7 protein-coding genes are annotated in these 17,303 nt (G+C 46.6%); 1 reads left to right on the top strand and 6 read right to left on the bottom strand.

The features are described 5' to 3' along the window. Window positions 1–58: 58 nt before the first annotated feature. The gene (locus tag AC58QM_RS12180; protein ID WP_497284220.1) at window positions 59–2,086 is read right to left on the bottom strand and encodes a beta-galactosidase; all 2,028 of its coding nucleotides are present in this window, start codon (window positions 2,084–2,086) and stop codon (window positions 59–61) included. Between the two features lie 120 nt (window positions 2,087–2,206). On the opposite strand from AC58QM_RS12180, the gene AC58QM_RS12175 reads away from it, so the two are divergent. Continuing rightward, window positions 2,207–3,028, top strand: coding sequence for an AraC family transcriptional regulator (locus tag AC58QM_RS12175; protein ID WP_497284218.1), 822 nt, complete (start codon window positions 2,207–2,209; stop codon window positions 3,026–3,028). A 657-nt stretch (window positions 3,029–3,685) separates the two neighbouring features. Here the strand turns inward: AC58QM_RS12175 and AC58QM_RS12170 are convergent. The 5 genes from AC58QM_RS12170 to AC58QM_RS12150 form a co-directional block, all read right to left on the bottom strand. Further along, window positions 3,686–6,748 carry a glycosyl hydrolase gene (locus tag AC58QM_RS12170; protein WP_497284216.1) on the bottom strand — a complete coding sequence of 1,021 codons (3,063 nt, stop codon included), beginning with the start codon at window positions 6,746–6,748 and terminating at the stop codon, window positions 3,686–3,688. 122 nt (window positions 6,749–6,870) lie between these two features. Further along, window positions 6,871–9,084, bottom strand: a complete 2,214-nt coding sequence (locus AC58QM_RS12165; RefSeq protein ID WP_497284214.1) for an AraC family transcriptional regulator — start codon at window positions 9,082–9,084, stop codon at window positions 6,871–6,873. 437 nt (window positions 9,085–9,521) lie between these two features. Continuing rightward, on the bottom strand, window positions 9,522–11,948 hold the full coding sequence (locus AC58QM_RS12160) for an alpha-L-rhamnosidase-related protein (protein WP_497284212.1): 2,427 nt from the start codon (window positions 11,946–11,948) through the stop codon (window positions 9,522–9,524). 17 nt (window positions 11,949–11,965) lie between these two features. Continuing rightward, a complete protein-coding gene (locus tag AC58QM_RS12155) occupies window positions 11,966–13,459 on the bottom strand; it encodes a glycoside hydrolase family 28 protein (RefSeq protein WP_497284210.1) in 1,494 nt (497 codons plus the stop codon). Between the two features lie 146 nt (window positions 13,460–13,605). Continuing rightward, complete coding sequence (locus tag AC58QM_RS12150; protein ID WP_497284208.1) at window positions 13,606–17,172, bottom strand: polysaccharide lyase 8 family protein; 3,567 nt, start codon at window positions 17,170–17,172, stop codon at window positions 13,606–13,608. Window positions 17,173–17,303 lie beyond the last annotated feature (131 nt).

Here is a 17,303-nt window from a genome sequence, read left to right as displayed (position 1 = left end):
CATGTACATGTAGGGCTTTCGTATATGTATTGGGCACCGTCTTCAAGGAGCAAGCCATTTACTTCGCAATAATGAGGACTTGCTTGGCTGCCAATGTCGCTTCATTTTCAAGGAAATCTCCCGATAGTAAGTCCGTTCCCTTCAGATCTCCAAGCGCAATCGTCGCAGCTTGATCATTATGATTTAAAATAAAGACGAAGGCATCGTTATTGTCGTTCGTTCGGATAGAAACTTCTACACCAGGCACTGCTGAAATCGGTGCCGTAATTCCTTTTTCTTGGCATAAATTACCCAACAAGCCTTGCAAAAATGCTGGTTCTGGACTTGTGGCCACATACCAAGCTTGACCCGCTCCGTATGAATTCACCGTAAGTGCTGGCATACCTTGATAAAAATCTTTGCCATACACAGCTTTCACTTCCGCACCCTCCGCATGAATTAAATCACACAGAATCCCACATTGGTAGCTGCCATCAAGCATTCCCCAAGACTCATTCAACTGGATTTCGTTACTTTGATCTGGGAATAACGCGTCGATTTCTTCCGCCCAAATCCCGAGTACCTTTCGCAATTCTCCCGGATACCCACCGAGGGTTACACGATCATGCTCATTGACAATGCCGCTGAAGAAGGTAGTCAGAAAGGTTCCTCCGGCATGAACGAATTGTTCCACGCGCTTCGCATATCCCTCTTTTACCATGTAAAGCACAGGTGCAATGACGATATCATAACCCGTGAGATCCGTATCCGTGCCGATCATATCTGCTTGAATATTTTGCTTAAACAAGGCGTCATAGTACTTATGAACTTCTTTTACATAATCTAACGCAATGGTCGGTCCGCTCGAGAGTCCAACCGCCCAGCGGTTTTCCCAATCAAAAACAATACCAACACGCGCCTTCACTCTTGCATCGAGCACTTTATCTGATAAGCGCACTAGTTCATGCCCTAACTCTGCGCACTCACGGAATACACGCGTATGTTCATGTCCGACATGCTCTATCACTGCGCCATGAAACTTCTCACAAGCACCTGCCGATCGGCGAAGCTGGAAGAACAGAATGGTATCCGCGCCGTGAGCAACCGCTTGATAACTCCATAACTTCATGACACCAGGACGTTTCAATGAGTTGTATTTCTGCCAGTTCTGTTGACTTGGCGTTTGTTCCATTAGCATGAATGGCTGCCCGTTCTTCAAACCGCGCATGAGATCATGTGTCATGGAAGTCAGACTGACCGGTGTATCTAGGGATGGATAGTTATCCCATGAGATCACATCCAAATAAGGCGCCCATTTGAAATAATCTAATTCTTTGTAAAGTCCCATTAAATTCGTGGTGATGGGCACTTCAGAGCAATGCCGTCTGATCGCGTTATACTCTAATTTATAACAATCTAGTAAACTATCCGACATAAATCTACGATAGTCTAGTGAAATAGATTGAAAGAAAGAACGATCACCAGGCGTCTCCTCCGTAAGCGCATTAGGCGGTTCGATTTCTTCCCAGTCGTAGAACGTGTGACCCCAGAACCCTGTATACCACACTTTGTTTAATTGCTCTAATGTTGTATATCTTGCTTGCAGCCATGTGCGAAAAGCAGCGGCGCAGTTATCACAGTAGCAATATCCGCCATATTCATTCGATATGTGCCAAATGAGAACAGCTTCATGATCTTTATATCGCTCTGCTAATTTCGCTGCGATTCGCTCCGAGTAGGTACGATAAGTTGGACTATTCGGACATGAATTGTGTCTCTTACCAAATTTATGTTTACGTCCTTCAAAATCCACACGACAAACATCTGGATATCTCTTAGCCATCCAAGCCGGGTGAGCTCCTGTACTCGTAGCTAGGCACACATAAGTTCCATTCGCATGGAGACGATTAATGATGTCATCCAGCCAAGTAAAATCATACGTATCTTCATTCGGTTGTGACAGCGCCCACGAGAAAACATTGATCGTCGCGACATCAATTCCTGCAAGGTTAAACATGCGTAAATCTTCGTCCATTACCTCTTTATCCCATTGTTCGGGATTGTAATCTCCACCGTACCAAATTTTTGGCAGCTTAGTATGTATCACGATTCGCACCTCTTCGTGTAAATTCATATAAGAATAAGTCCATTATATTAAATTCATATTCATGTTAAAATATAATATAATTGCAATCTCATATAAGAAAATGGAACAGGATGATTCATCATGCATACTCGATTTCTCCTAACGCCTAGTACGGCCCAGCCCTACCCTTTATTTATAGATAGCATTGGACATCATGAAGATCAGGAGAAGCTCAACCGTAAGGATGGCCTCCCTCACTATCATTGGCTGCAGACTTTTTCTGGTGAAGGCGAATATGAAATGGGCAATAAGAAAATTATTTTATCCAAAGGCTCTGGCGTTCTCATGCTGCCCGGTGAACCGCACGCTTATTATGCCATTACGGATACCTGGTGCACACAGTATGTCACCTTCGGAGGTAATAGTGTACATACGATCTTAAGCACATTAGATATGCTAGAATCAGCTGTCTTCCGGTGGGATGAGGATGGTCCTCTCAGCCTAGCTCTCACCCATATTTTGACCAAACTTAAGACACAAGCTGATTATTCCGGCTATGATGCATCGGCTGATTTGTACCATTTCTTGATTCAGATTAAAAAGCATGCCCAAATCAATAATCGCACGTCGATTACGAATCAAATGCTTCATTTGCAGCCACTAACGGATTGGCTAGAGGATTACTATCCGAATCCGGATACTGGAATTGAACAGATGGCCGCAGTCCTTGCGATAACACCACGCCATTTGAATACCTTGTTTCAGCATGCTTTCGGTCTTTCACCTTATGCCTATCTCATTATGATGCGGCTTCGCAAATCCAAAGAGATATTGCTCACTGAACGACATCTCGCCATCAAAGAGATTGCTGCCCGTGTCGGGTTTCGGGATACAAGCCATTTTATTGCGAGTTTTCGCAAACAAATTGGCCTTACGCCGGAGCGATTTAGAGATTTGAATTAGGGGAGTCGGGCAGCAGCTGACTCTATCTGAGAAGGCCACTTTCGACGGCTCAGAGCACGGTTGGTGCTGGTAGGCTGCTGAGACTGCATTTATCGACGGCTCATGAAAGGAATCGCTTCTTTTTGACTAGTTTGTTCTCTGAGAAGGCCACTTTCGACTGCTCAGAGTACGGTTGGTGCTGGTAGGCTACTGAGACTGCATTTATCGACGGCTCATGAAAGGAATCGCTTCTTTTTGAATAGTTTGTTATCTGAGAAGGCCACTTTCGACGCCTCAGAGCGCGGTTGGTGCTGGTAGGCTGCTGAGACTGCATTTATCGACGGCTCAAGAAGGGAATCGCGTCTTTTAGACTAGTCTGTTATCTGAGAAGGCCACTTTCGACGCCTCAGAGCGCGGTTAGTGCTGGTAGGCTGCTGAGACTGCATTTATCGACGGCTCATGAAGGGATTCGCTTCTTTTTGACTAGTTTGTTATCTGAGAAGACCACTTTCGACGCCTCAGAGTGCGGTCTGTGCTGGTAGGCTGCTGAGACTGCATTTATCGACGGCTCAAGAAGGGAATCGCGTCATTCCGGCTAAATTACCTGTACGTTTTACAGTTATTACAAAAAAAGATCACAGACAGATGAACATCTGTCTATGATCTTTTTTCAGTCTTTTAGATGAAAGAAACCACAATACGCGGCGGTACTGGTAATCCGAACCTGACAAACGTGTATCGGTCTACGTACATCGAGACGCCATGAGGGATCCCTTTGTCAGTCCAACCTGGTGTATTGGTGAAACTGGACGGGCCTACTTTGTAAATTTCACCATGAATATGATGATGAGGGCCAAGTAAGTTCCGACAGCTATTCGTGAGCTCTATCTCGATGACATTTTCCCCAGAAATTAGCCATCTATCAATGTCAGCTTCATACGGTTCCCACAAGAATGTACGTACTTCATGACCATTAATCCACAGTTTGCCTACAGCTGCATGAGGTGGCTCTGGAAAGAACCACTTCGCAGAAGCGCCATCGTCCACATTTACAACGATCTGCTGCCGCAATCGAATCGTACCTGCGAAGAAAGGAAGCCCCTGCTGAACAAGTTCGTTCGCGTGCACGACCTGAGGAATCTCGGTAAGGACAAAAGGTCCCTCCGTCTGAACCGCATTTCGTTCACTGTACACATAGCCCGATTGGGATTCAACACCAAACTCACCAAGAAGATAGATGCTCTCAATTTCGGTATCAAAGGTTAACTTATTGCCTTCTGATTCGAATTTTTTCGCATTCTCAATCGCTCGATACGTTTCAGGCGAGTTATAGAACTGCCTTTTCATCCAAATGTGATTTTCCCCGCTATGTACGCTGCCACTGATATCGACCTTGTGAAAAGAAACATCTCGCCAAGTTCCGCAGCTTTCAGAGGAGACCTTACTGCCATTAACTTCTATAGCGAAAAGCTCCGGGCTTTCCATCACAACAAATAACTCCCTGTTATATCCGGTTTCCCATCCAACATGAAATGGAAAGTCTAATTCGATATCAACAGAACGACCAAGTGCTAGTAATTGCTCCTGGATAAGAATCACAGGCTGCAGTTCAGACCACTCGCCATCCTCTACACGTAATCGGCACGTATCCAAGGTGAGGCTGTTTGCGGTGATGGAGACAACGTCCCAATAGGAACTCAGTATCGTTGTTTCTGTAGATTGACAGTTACTCTTATTTTGTACCCGCCTAAGCTCCTTAGCCTGTTGTCCGCTCCATGGCGCCAGCCGCAACATATAGGATTGACCAGGATGCAGCGGCAGCTGAACCCGAATACCATCTGCTGTTTCCTCTTGCTCCAATTGAGCTAACTCATCGCCGTTTGTAAGATCAATCAAGCTCACATTGCCTTTGTGAAGCAGCTCAATCTCAACCCGAGCATAGTGTTCCTCGCCGGAATTGACGACATAATACAAACGTGATCCTTCCAGTTCCAAGGTTTGCACGTTGACGGTGTCCGCAGCGATCGTAACTCCGCGCTCATCCGTCATCCGAATGGAAGGTGCACTTACCTTCGTTATGGCATCTACTACGGCAGCGGATGACCACTCCGGTTTGTTCGCTTGCAGGAACAACTCCGCAAGTTCAACCTGCAACACCCCATCAACTAGCTGCGGATAAGGTGCACATGCAATCAGCTGGCCACCTTGCTGCACGTATTGTTGCAGCAACGTGAATGTCGTCCGGCTCATCGTCACACTTGGCGGTAGAACCACCACACGATAGGCCGCCTCTCCGATGATGAACTGGCCGTCTTTTACATGGCCATGCCCCTCCATAATGGTTTCACTGCCATAATCATGTTCGATAAAGGATTGGCACATCCAACGCGATAGTTGAGCAAACGCCGCGTGGAACCGCGGAATATCTGAGCGATCCTCGCCACGCTGCAAAGTCCACGCGCTGCGAATCGGGTGCAAGAGCAGCACTTCGACTTGTCTTGTACCTTCTGATAGAAGCATCGACAATCTAGCGAAATAATCATTGAAGTCCTTATAGTCCTCCCACCATGGCTGTTGGACGAACAAGGATGGCGGATAATCCCGCTTCCGCAGGCCTTTCAAGCTATAGCTTTGCAAATGCTGGCATATCATCGTAATGCCATGGACGAACTGCCACTCACCAATTCGCTTCAAATCAGCGAAGCTAATATCCCAACCCGAACAGCCGAAGCTTTCGGTAATCGTTTGCTTTTTCCCAAGCTGATGAGCGACAGATCCGACCTGCTTCGGGACAATCGGTTCATCTCCAATGAAACGACCGAGCCAGTCACACCCTGGCATATGCAAATGTTCATAAAACGCCATGGGATCCCCAGTTGACGTTACTTGAATCATCAGCGCTTGTTCATCGACCACATGTCCCGTAAATGACCATCCTTTGCTTTGGCACCAGTCACCGATTTGCTTCGCATACGCCTTCGTGAACATCGCTGTTACACATGCCCAGTAGTCGTATCTGGCTTTCGCAGAGTCGTCTAATTGCAGGAATAATGCTGGCAATACTTCCTTCAACGCATACCCATTCGCGGCTTGAAAAGCCTCTTCTAATTCAAAGGACCACGGTAATTGACCACGAGCAAACTGAGGCTCATCGGTAAAAAAGCCCTTAATCACATCGCCGAACTCTTCCCCGAATCGCTCCCAATAGACTTCATAGGTGGACTCAATAAACGCTTGAACGGCTTGCATACTTAGCGCATCTATATAGAAGGGATTGACTTCGTAGTAGATTCGCAACTGAGCATTCGTCTCGTCCTCCTGTCCTAGCAGCTCATACCCGCTCTCCGTCTGCTCGTAGTAAGCAATGGTATGATCAGTTGGACTCTGAAAAGGAGCATGTTCAACCATCAGCTTCTTTTGCTGAAAGGCTACCCCTTTGGCAGGTACTTGTCCGTCTGCGAAACCGCTTGGCCACCCATTTTCATCATATAGCCATGGCGACATGCCTAATTCTTTGCCTTTTACAAGACAAGCATGAATTGCCTCCATCCACTCCTCCCCCATATAGGGGGTCTGAAGTCCACCTCTCGCATGCATAAAAAAGCCGCCAATCCCCGCTTTATGCATCTCTTCAATTTGCCGTTCTAATTCTGCGATCTCTAATTGATCATTCCATGACCAAAAGGGAATCGTCCGGTAATCATTTGGTGGATGAAGCAATTGTTCCCATATATTTGACATAAAAACCTCCGAAAGTAGTTGTAGGTGAAAGGCAACATTGCGGTCACTTTTCACTCACTTTACCTACTTCGGAGGTTCTCTTCAATCTACATTTCTTTGCCCAATTAACATGCGTGCCGATCCTATTGATGCACCTTCCGATAATCCCCTGGCGTTGTACCGATCATTTTCTTAAACGCGCGAATAAAAGACATCTGATGTAAGTATCCTACACGTTCCGAAATTTCTTGGATAGGCAGCGGAGTCGTTCTTAGCAATTCCTTGGCATGCTCCATCCGAATTTGGCAGAGATAGACGACGAACTTCTCACCGAAATCTTCTTTAAAAATCGTACTTAGGCTGGACGAATTCATATTAAATTGTTCACTTAAGCTCGATAAAGATAGATCCGGATCACTGAAATTAGCTTCTATGTACTCTTTTACCTTTTGTACCACACCGTGATTTCCCTTGCTGACACGAATGTCTTCCATTTGCTGTGCACAGGACGAAATCGTTTTTAAATAAAAGGTTTCAAGCTCATCTAACGTTTCAAGTGTCTCCATATTCTCATCCCATGGTGTGCGGAATTCACGATTCCACAATTCTTGATAATCCGGAGGCAGCTCCATCATTTCACGATAAAAATAGTAATTCATATAACTTAGAATGCCGCTGATCTCCTCTTTTGGAAGCAAAAGCCGACGCATACCCTCAAATAGCAACTTCAGTTGCTCCTGCCACCCATCGTTACCAACACGAAAAGCTTGCGCAATCGTCCGTACATACTGCAGGTAGACGTACAGATCATCATGCGATAACAGCTCGATTTCCCAATGGCCGATTACCCGATTGCTGCCAAGCGCAGACTTATAGTCCAACGCCCTTGCCGATGATTCATAGGAGCGGTGTATCGCCTGAACTTCATGTACCGTAAAGCCCAAACCGAAAGTTACTGTCAGCTTTAAATTGTTCTGCATCCATTGACGGACTTGATCCGTCAGCGTTAACATCATGGACTCCAGTGGCATCTCATGTTGCTCTTCAAGAAAAATAATACACAACCGATGATTCGTGACCCATTCCTGCCAAATGCGCAGACCACAGGCTTCTGCCGATTCTTCTACTACTTTTTTCAAAATATACTTAAAAAGCCCCTGATCCTCACGCGAATGCATACTAATAAACTCGGTATATTTATCAATTTCGACGATGCTGACGGCGGCACTTCCCAATTGTTTCATGCCAAGATCCATCATTTCGTTGTTCCAATCTGCTTGAACTAGCGGGCGACTTCCATCAATAATCTCGTGGAACAACTGAATTCGTCGATACTTCTGATTAACGAGACTTTGATTCTGATACGCCTGACTAACTTCAATGATGTTGCTCAACGTGTAATCAATATAACTAAGCTCATCGACTGTCGGTCCTTGAATCGGATGCTCTTTGTGCACCTGATTGTACTTCTCAATACGCGACATAATCGTTTCAATTGGTTTGTAGTTTTTACGGGTAATATACACAATCCACCCTATCGCTAGCAGCAGTCCTAGGAAGCCAACAATAAACCAACCGCTCTTCATATAGTTAAAAATATTACCCAGCTCTTCCTTCTTCAGCGAGCTCGTGTACATCCAACCTGTATAGTTGGATATGATCGTAATATCATCAACCTTTGGATCCTTACCTTTTTGCTCAAAAATCATCTGACCATGACTATCTTTAAGCGCAATCTGATTCACTTCAGATATCCCATATTTGCTCAGAAACTCTTGAATACCGCTCACTTTCACGTTAATAACGAGCATGGCGATCCCTTTACTTTGCAAAGGAATACCTTTGGCAATTGAGATAACTGAACCTTCTATATTCCCATCTTTGAACATCCGGTAGGGACGCGGAAGACTCCAGCTATCTAATTCAGGATTATTGATATGACTTTCTATAAAAGGCTTATCGGCAAATTGTTCTATGTTCAGCTTTGTTTTATCACTCAGAACCGTCCCATCGCCCGTCCGATACAAGTAGACCGAATCAATCCATGGATTAGTAGCCGTTAGACTCTGAAGCAATTGAGAAAGCTCGATGAAGAAGACGGTATCACTTTGCATCCCAGCAAAGCTCGTTATTTTCATATTGCGTGTTATCGATTCCAGCATCATCATTTCAATCGAGTTCAGCGACATGTCGATGCTGCTCTGAATATTTTGCACATACACGCCACTGGATTTAAGGGCTTCTTTACGGGACAAATCATTGAGCTGAACAACCCCGATAAATACGAATAGGCAAACGATAAGAATAAGCACAGGAACGTAGGAAAGTAGCAAGCGATGGAACCAATTTCTTCTCAAGTTGGGCTCTCTCCTTCATGATAAAAGGGTGTTTATTCTACCATTCTATCCTTGAACGGATGGCGGAGCAATATACAACCTTTCGCGGAGTTAACATGGATTTATCTGGAAGCAAAATGAGGTTAGTGCGACGAGTTAGGGAGCTTGCAGGCGCTCGGTTGGGTTCCCTAACTCGATTTTTTCGAGTTAGGGAGGGCGCGGGCTTACTTTTGGGCTCTCTAACTCGATTTTTTCGAGTTAGGGAGAGCGCGGGCTTGCTTTTGGGTTCCGTAACTCGATATTTTCGAGTTACGGAGGGCGCGGGCTTGCTTTTGGGTTCCGTAACTCGATTTTTTCGAGTTAGGGAAGGCGCGGGCTTCCGTTTCATCTACCTCTCGAGTCAAACTCCGCCAAAAAGCCCTCTCAGCAACTAAACTGCGAGGGCTTTAAATCAAGCATCAACCTAACAAAGGAAACTCAAACTCATTATGCCCATCATGCAAAGTGTAGCTTTCTTTACCCCAAACCAATGTGCCCGGCAGACTATCCGGTAGTACAACTTCGACGTGCCACTGGCTGCCCCGACTCGCGACGCACACTTCGATAAAGCCGTTCGGATGCGGCAACTTACCGTGCAGACTGGTTAATGGTCCTGGCTGCGGACGAATCACGACAGAGGTAAAGCCCATCGAGGCCGGTCGTATACCCAGCAAATTTGTATATAAATGGTAAATAGGATGAGCACCCCAAGCATGACAGTCTGAGCGCGTTGAATCCAGGAAAATTTCCGGTGTCGTCTTCAGCCCATTCGCCTCCATGCCAAACCATGGCTCGAGTCGACCCAGTAGCGCGTCAATCTGACCTGCAGACGCCAACGCTTCGAAGGTATAATGGTCAAAATAAATACTTGTACGCATCAAGTCGTCATCCGTTTTGAGTATTTCAGTTACGAGGCGACGGTTGTGTTCTGGTGCAATCGACTCGCACAATAAGGACAGCACCTGAGGATGCTCCGAGTAATACAGGTGAGCGGTATCATCGGCAAAAAGTCCCCGCTCCTCATTCCAGAACAGCTTTTCGACTACGTTTGCCAATTCTTTTGCCTGCCGTTTCGCGCGAGATTCCAGCTCCGTTTCACCTAAGTAAGCTTCGATCTTGGCGACCAACTCCAGCGTATGAATCATCTGCATATTGTAAGCTGCATTCAAGCGATCCGCTCCATGAGGCGGCACCCCCTGGCTCCAAGCCTCAGAAGGCGCGGTCTGCCAGTCCATAAAATTCCATGAAATCGGCAGCTTTACCGCCCCATTCACTGAACGATGGAGCAATAGCCGATCCATTTCATCACGGACGCTGCTCATCGTGAAGCGCACCCATGCCGTGTCATTTTTCCACAGAGCATAGTCATAGACCATCGCCACCCACCACAAGGAGAAGGAGGATATATGTTTGCCACCTTGGTCTGGATAGGCACAGTTCACAAGGCCAAGATGATTGTTACGCGAAGCTCGGAACATATCCAAAGCTTTACGTGGTAATCGATCATCAAGCGTGCTCACAAAGGTAACAAGCGACTGAATGCGAGTGTCCCCCACATACATCAGCTGCTCCCAATAAGGGCAATCCATGTACGTTTCGTGTGCACACATTTGCAACGTTCTGAAAGCTGGAGTTACGATTTGATTTATACGTTCATCACTGCTCTGAATCGAACCTTGCATGTCCAACGGATAACGCGTTTCGAACAGTTTAAATTCATTTAAGTAAAGCGCTTCGCTATCCGTTTCCACGATCAGCTCGCCATATCGTCCTGCGTGCCACCACAGCGTATCAAAGCTTCGACCCAATCCGCCATCTGGACGAAACGACTCACCGATACCTTTGAACCATTTGCCCTCAATCTCGTTCCGATTCGTCTTGCGTCCACCTTGCGCTTCGTCATATAAGGATTCCTCCCAATGAAGTCGGATGACGGAACCTTTCCCGCCCGAAACAACAAGCTCAGGATAGAAACAATAGTAATTACCTAAATCGATAATGACACGTCTTTGGGTAAAAGCTGGAATGTACATCGGTTGTCCGGTAATTAGATCCTGCCAACTGTCATGCTCATCTAGGAGATCGCGACTTGCGTCTATCGGTTGACTCTCCGAATCGAGGATGCCAGCCTGCTCCACAAAGCGAACAGCTTGCGGCGTAAACCGAACCTCTTGCATCGCAGGCAAGGTAGCTGGGCTCATAAGCCGCTGCACCGATGTAAAATGATAATTATCTGTCCTATGGTAGACTTTCTCCGTCACTTGTACCGGAAGCCAATTGTCGCCTCCCCCAACTAGGGCATCCCAATCAAAAGCTGCACCATCAATAGCTAGCTTTGCGCCTGTACCGATGCCGGAGTGCGTCGGGATAAAGCGATAGCCCGGCATTGGCTTCGCTTCCCATTGCGCAACGCCAGTCCCCATCAAAGGGGCGAGCGCTTCATCATCCGGGCTTAGCAGAAAGCCTGGTTGCACACTAACCTGCGCCCACGGTTTATGCTTGCCAATCGCCCAACAGCGGGCAATCCATTGATGTTCTCCTGCCGGAAGCTCGACTTCATACGTCTCATAGAACCAATTGGTGCGATCTCCACGTTCGCTGCCTCGGCCAATCCTTATTTGATTCAGATACAGCTCATATCTTTCGTCGCCAGATACGTGAACCCTTAATCGACGAGCTTCACTAAGCGTGAACTTACAACGATAAACGATGGCATGTGGCGGTTTAACTGCCTCTGCGCAAGTCACCCAACGACTTGGCCAACCTGTCGCTTGCTCCCACGGTTTTTGCGATTGATTTTGTGCGATTTGTTCGCTATAGGGTAAGTCACTCAGCAGTACGCGCAAACCGTACACTTCCTTCCTTATCGGATATCATTCAAAACGTAAAGCTCGATGTTGCAGATATTCATCTCTTCCAATGTTGTTGCTGGCTTCGTACTGCCCGGCATATAGATTTGATCAAAGGTCACATTTTGGATCTGGAACGGACCTGTTCCACGCAGCATGGACGGCAGTCGACCTTGATCGCGCACCTTTATATTTTTCAAGACCACTTGGTTAACAGGCCCAATCCCTCTTCCACTGTCTTCAATTTCTAGATGCAGCCAAAATGGGCCATTTCTTGTATGAATGACTTGTTCAATATCGATGTTCTCAAAGGTAATATACTCCGCAGCGAACGTCCCGAAGCGGTGGTGAATCGCTAATGCACGACTAGCTTGATAGACGTATGAATTTTTAAAAACAACATGCCTTTGCGCTTGCTCGACACCCATCCCGACCTTAAAAGCTGCACAGCAGGTCCATGCTACGCAATCGTCAAACACCACATCCTCAAGGACTTGAGGCGATCCAAGCCACTTTCGGGCAATATCGGTCGCTTCATTCCATGTCTTGGTTGAGAACGGGTCATCCTCCGAAATGGCAATCGTGTGTGTAACACGCACGTGTTGGGACTCTACGATATCAATAGCGTCATCCTCGTAATCGACAAGTGACTGAAAGCCCTTATAATTCGCAATCTTGACATGATTAGAGCGAGTCGGAATGAGCGCCCAGAGCCCCGCATCACGACCAATAATGCCATCAATCGTAAAATGGGACGTAGCTATCGGCACGATTAAATTGCTAACAAAGTTTTGATTCGCTCTCAGCCAAGAACCATTCCCATCAATCGTCCCTCTGCCAATAATCGCAATGCTGGTGGAATTGGCTTCTGTCTGGATAAACCAAGTTCCGTCCAGTTTCAAACTATCTTTATGAAAATCGACACGGTAATCTTCTTGGCGATCGGTCGCCCTAAGCACGGCCCCCCCTTGAAGATAGAGGGTAACATGGCTTTTTAGAATCAAATTGCCGATTAAGTATACGCCTGCGGGCACATAGACAACGCCACCACCAGCTGAGTTTGCAGCATGAATGGCTGCTTGAATCGCCGTTGTAGCCATTAACTTGCCTGTAGGGTCTGCGTCATAATCAGTGACCACATGATAAATATTGTCGCCAGATGAAGGCGGAACGTTCACTTCCAAAGGATCTGCGACGATAACGAGCTCCTTCAAATGGTTGATTTTCACAATGAGGTAACGCGATTCTTCCAAATTGAACGTAAGCTGATTCCCAGCTACCGTTCCTTGTATTTCAAACGCTAACGGACTTATCGTATACGTATCTATTGGCTCGCACACCGTGATGGTAATGGTCACCACGCCGGAAAAAGAGAAATGAGCGTAATCATAATCACGATCCGTCAAAAAAGAAATGACCGGCACGCCGACCTGATCGGCTTTTACGCTGTAATACGTGGATTCCGAGTAAATGGAAGGTACGGAATAGGTCTCAATCGTTGCAGGCATACAAATCCTCCTATGCTTCTTAAATAACAGGTTTACCATACCGACTTTGCTGCGCCTCATCAATCTACATTTCTTTGTAGGATTAACATGTAGGCAGGTAAACAAGAGAACCTGAGACTTTGAGCCTCAGGCTTCTTTGTTACCGATTATGGAATATAGCTCACCTTAGCATCATCTACGCTCATCGAGCTTGCGTTTCCTCCGATCGATGAACCCAGCTTGTCGACCTTGGTCACCCCGGCATACCGATAGCTCCACTGCGAGCCTCGCAGCTCACCATTTATATAGACATCGAACTTTTTCGTTGTCGTGTTGATAATGACTTTGAGATGGTACGACTCTCCGTTCGTGGTCGAGGTCTGTATGTTCGTTGCCGTACCGCCGTTGTAGCCCCAAATTCTGCCTGCTTGCATAATCAGATGAGCAGCACTGTTGTTCGAGGTGAGGCTGCTGTCTGAGACAACCAGTGCATTTTTCCAGTTGTCATCATCGGCAATGACAGTCGCTTCTGCAATGACCGTGCTGTTTGCAGGTGCGGTAAATACCTTATACGCTTCCGCTTTGCCACTAGTGGACGTAGTCGTCAATTTGAGGGATTTGTTCAATCCGCTCACCGTCTGTACCACGCCTGTGTTCCCAGTCACGCCGCCGTTATCAAACACCCAACCGCCTTGCCCGTTCACATTACCCAGTACAAGACCGTCAAACTTTTCATCAATAAGTGAAGTTAACGTAAGCGGCTTATACGACACTTTCACATCGTCCACGCTCATTGAGCTTGCGTTGCCAGCAATGGATGTAGTGAACTTGTCGAGCGTAGCCACGTTGTAACGGTAGTCCCAGCCCGTTGCGAGCAGTGCATCGTTGACGTAGACGTCGAATTTTTTCGTTGACGCGTTGATCACGACCTTTAGACGATACGGCTGACCATTCGTAATCCCGGTTAACACGTCGGTTTTGATAGCGCCGTTATAGCCCCAAATCTTACCGCCTTGCATGACAAGCTGAGCGGCATTGTTATTGGAGGCTATGCTGCTATCTGCGACGATGAGTGCGTTTTTCCAATTGGCATCATCCGCTATCACAGTCGCTTCCGCTGTGATGTACCCGTTTTGCGGGGCATTAAACAGACGATACGCTTCGGCACTTCCGCTTGTTGAGCCGGTTGTTACTTTCAACGATTTTTCTGTGTTATCTGCATTGAGCGGTTGCACAACAACGGTATTCGCAGCAACCCCAGCGTTGTTGAAAATCCAACCGTGTTGTCCGGTCAGCGAACCAGGCAGCATGTCATTAAAATCTTCGTTTACCGTATAACCGGTAATCGGTACGCCAGTAGGCGATGCAAAATACGCCTTGATGCTTTTGCCGCCAGCACCGTTCACATTGATGGTGAGGGTAGTCGTACCACCGCTTGTGCTCGTTGTGACCCGTGAATCCTTATACACAACAGGTCCCAGATTTTGAGCAATTGTCAGCTGAATCGTGCCTGTATTGGACAGTGTCGGATCGGATACGGAAACTTCCGTACCGTTTTCAGTTGTGTGTACCATGACGGAAGCTTTTTTGTTGCTAGTTACACCGCTTACTGTTTTGGAAGCATCATTCCAGAAGTTAATGCCTAGCATGCCCAACGTATTTTCTCTCACAGCCTGTGCATCACCTGAATTTTCTACCACCGTGATGTCAGAATTTGCGGCGTAGGTGTCCACTTGACCGCTAGTCTTGCCTGGCAGCAGTACATAAGCGTAAGTACCGTTTGTCGGATTCGTGCCATGATCAAACCAAAGATTCATGTAGTTGCGGGTAAAATTCGTCGTGTATTCGGTGCCAAGGTTGTAGAGATTGATGCTCGACCATTGGTCTGTACGCGCTTCGCGCAATCCTTTAAGCGTTGTTGACGTAGGGAAATAGTAACCAACATCCGAGCCAGCCACACTTCCGGCTAAATGAATGCGATTAACACCCGTCATTGACTCGCTCCAGCCGAGTGTTGACGATTTAGCTGCCCCGTTTACCGTGAGCGCATTGTTTCCGCTGCTGTTCAGCTTGCGGTTATCGACTATCGTTTCGACAACTTTGCTATCCGTAGACGTAATGCCTGCGCCAAGATTCACGATTTCATCATCAAACATAAACCAAGATTTCTTCGCTGTGAGATTGTAGCCGTTAGCCGTGTATTGCATGCCTGTTGCTCCGTACAAACCTGCAACTTCTGTGCCTCCAACCCAACTATTCGGATTTTTGGCATTGGCAGCAGCCGTGGTATTCTGATTGACGGTCGTACCTGGCATGCGATAACTATTAACGGTTGGCCAGAAGGAATCTTTATATTGTGTCAAGTCCGAGTTATACAGATAGGTCATCCCGTCTCCGGTATGCCAACCCCTCAGATTAACATTATTAATAAGCTCATAATTCCCGATTCGATTGGAAGACATGCTGATACCAAAGGCAAATCCCGGTCTATGATGTACAGCTCTAGCCATACTAGGGTATTGTTTGTTCATGATCAGCGGTGCTCTTGGGGTAACGGATGTATCCCCTTCGATTAGCTTCGCTTGAACGATATCACTCATCATGACCAAATCCGCATACTTCGTAGGCGAAGTCGCTTCCAGCAACCATTTCCTAACCATTGATTTATAAGCCGCACGATCGCTGGGATTGGGTGCGGACAGTGCCATCCGAACCACGGCAGGCCCAATCTCTTTTATCGAAGTTAATCCTTTATCATCGTCTCTAAAGCCAGCAATCCCTCTTCCTCTGACATTATCAAACATGGAGTTATTGTAATAGAGCGGTTCGAAAGCTGTATAAATCCATTGATAGATGTTATTCACATCCGTATCCACGATATCCCAAGTGGACCCAGCTACGACATACATCAATTTAGTCAAATTATCGAGCAAAGCTGTGCCGTATCCCCCGTTGTAAGGAATAAGTGCGGTATGCTGAATGAAGGAACCATCGCTGTACACACCTTCTCCGGAAGTCACGTAATCAAATACCGAGCTAAGTTGGTCTCTGCCCTCGATAATTTTGGCGCTGTTCTTAACGATAATTCCGCTTTGAATTTTAATGTAGCAAGCCCATACGCGATTGGCTCCCGTTAAGCCGGCTCCCCACGCAAGCGCTTGCCAATCGATAACGGCATGCCAATTACTTATTTGCGTAGGGGTTAAACTGTCATACAACCACGTCGTGATGTTATTGATAGCTAGCGGTGAAGTCACCTGCCAGTCAAACCAATTGTCGTATCCTCTTTTCGGAATGCTCGTATTGTATCTGTTCGTATACATCCAATCCATGGCGCTGATAATATCCGCACGCAATGTGGCATTGTTTTGCAGGGATGAGCCTCTCGTTACATAAGCGAGCGTCATGGCCTCTAACCGTTGGTAGCTTTGGGAAACGTGCTCCGACTCCGTTGTCGTTGCCAAGACACTCCACAGATAAGTTCTATTTGTACTCTTATCCATCCAATCCCAGTAGTTCTGTGCTTGGGTCGTAATATTCGTGATCTTGACGCTGATGTCCGGATCAGCCGTATCGTACGTAGATCCTCCTGTTGTAAAATCGTACATTTTCGCGCGCAAGGTGTCATACTCATCTGCGGCTTGTGCAGGTTGAACAGGTAGTGCCACAACGTTGATGACCAGAGCTAATACCAATATAAGCGCTTTCACAACAAGTGCTTTACCTTTTAACATAAATATCTCCTCTCATAAATAAATGGTCTATTCGCTTGAATTATAGGTGGTTATTTAACGTTAGAACAATATACAAGATTCCTGTTAATGAAAAAAAGCTCCTCTTCATGGTTGGAATATGATTAACCATT

It is taken from the genome of Paenibacillus sp. J22P165, assembly GCF_059692015.1.
This window is presented reverse-complemented; position numbering and strand designations above follow the sequence as displayed.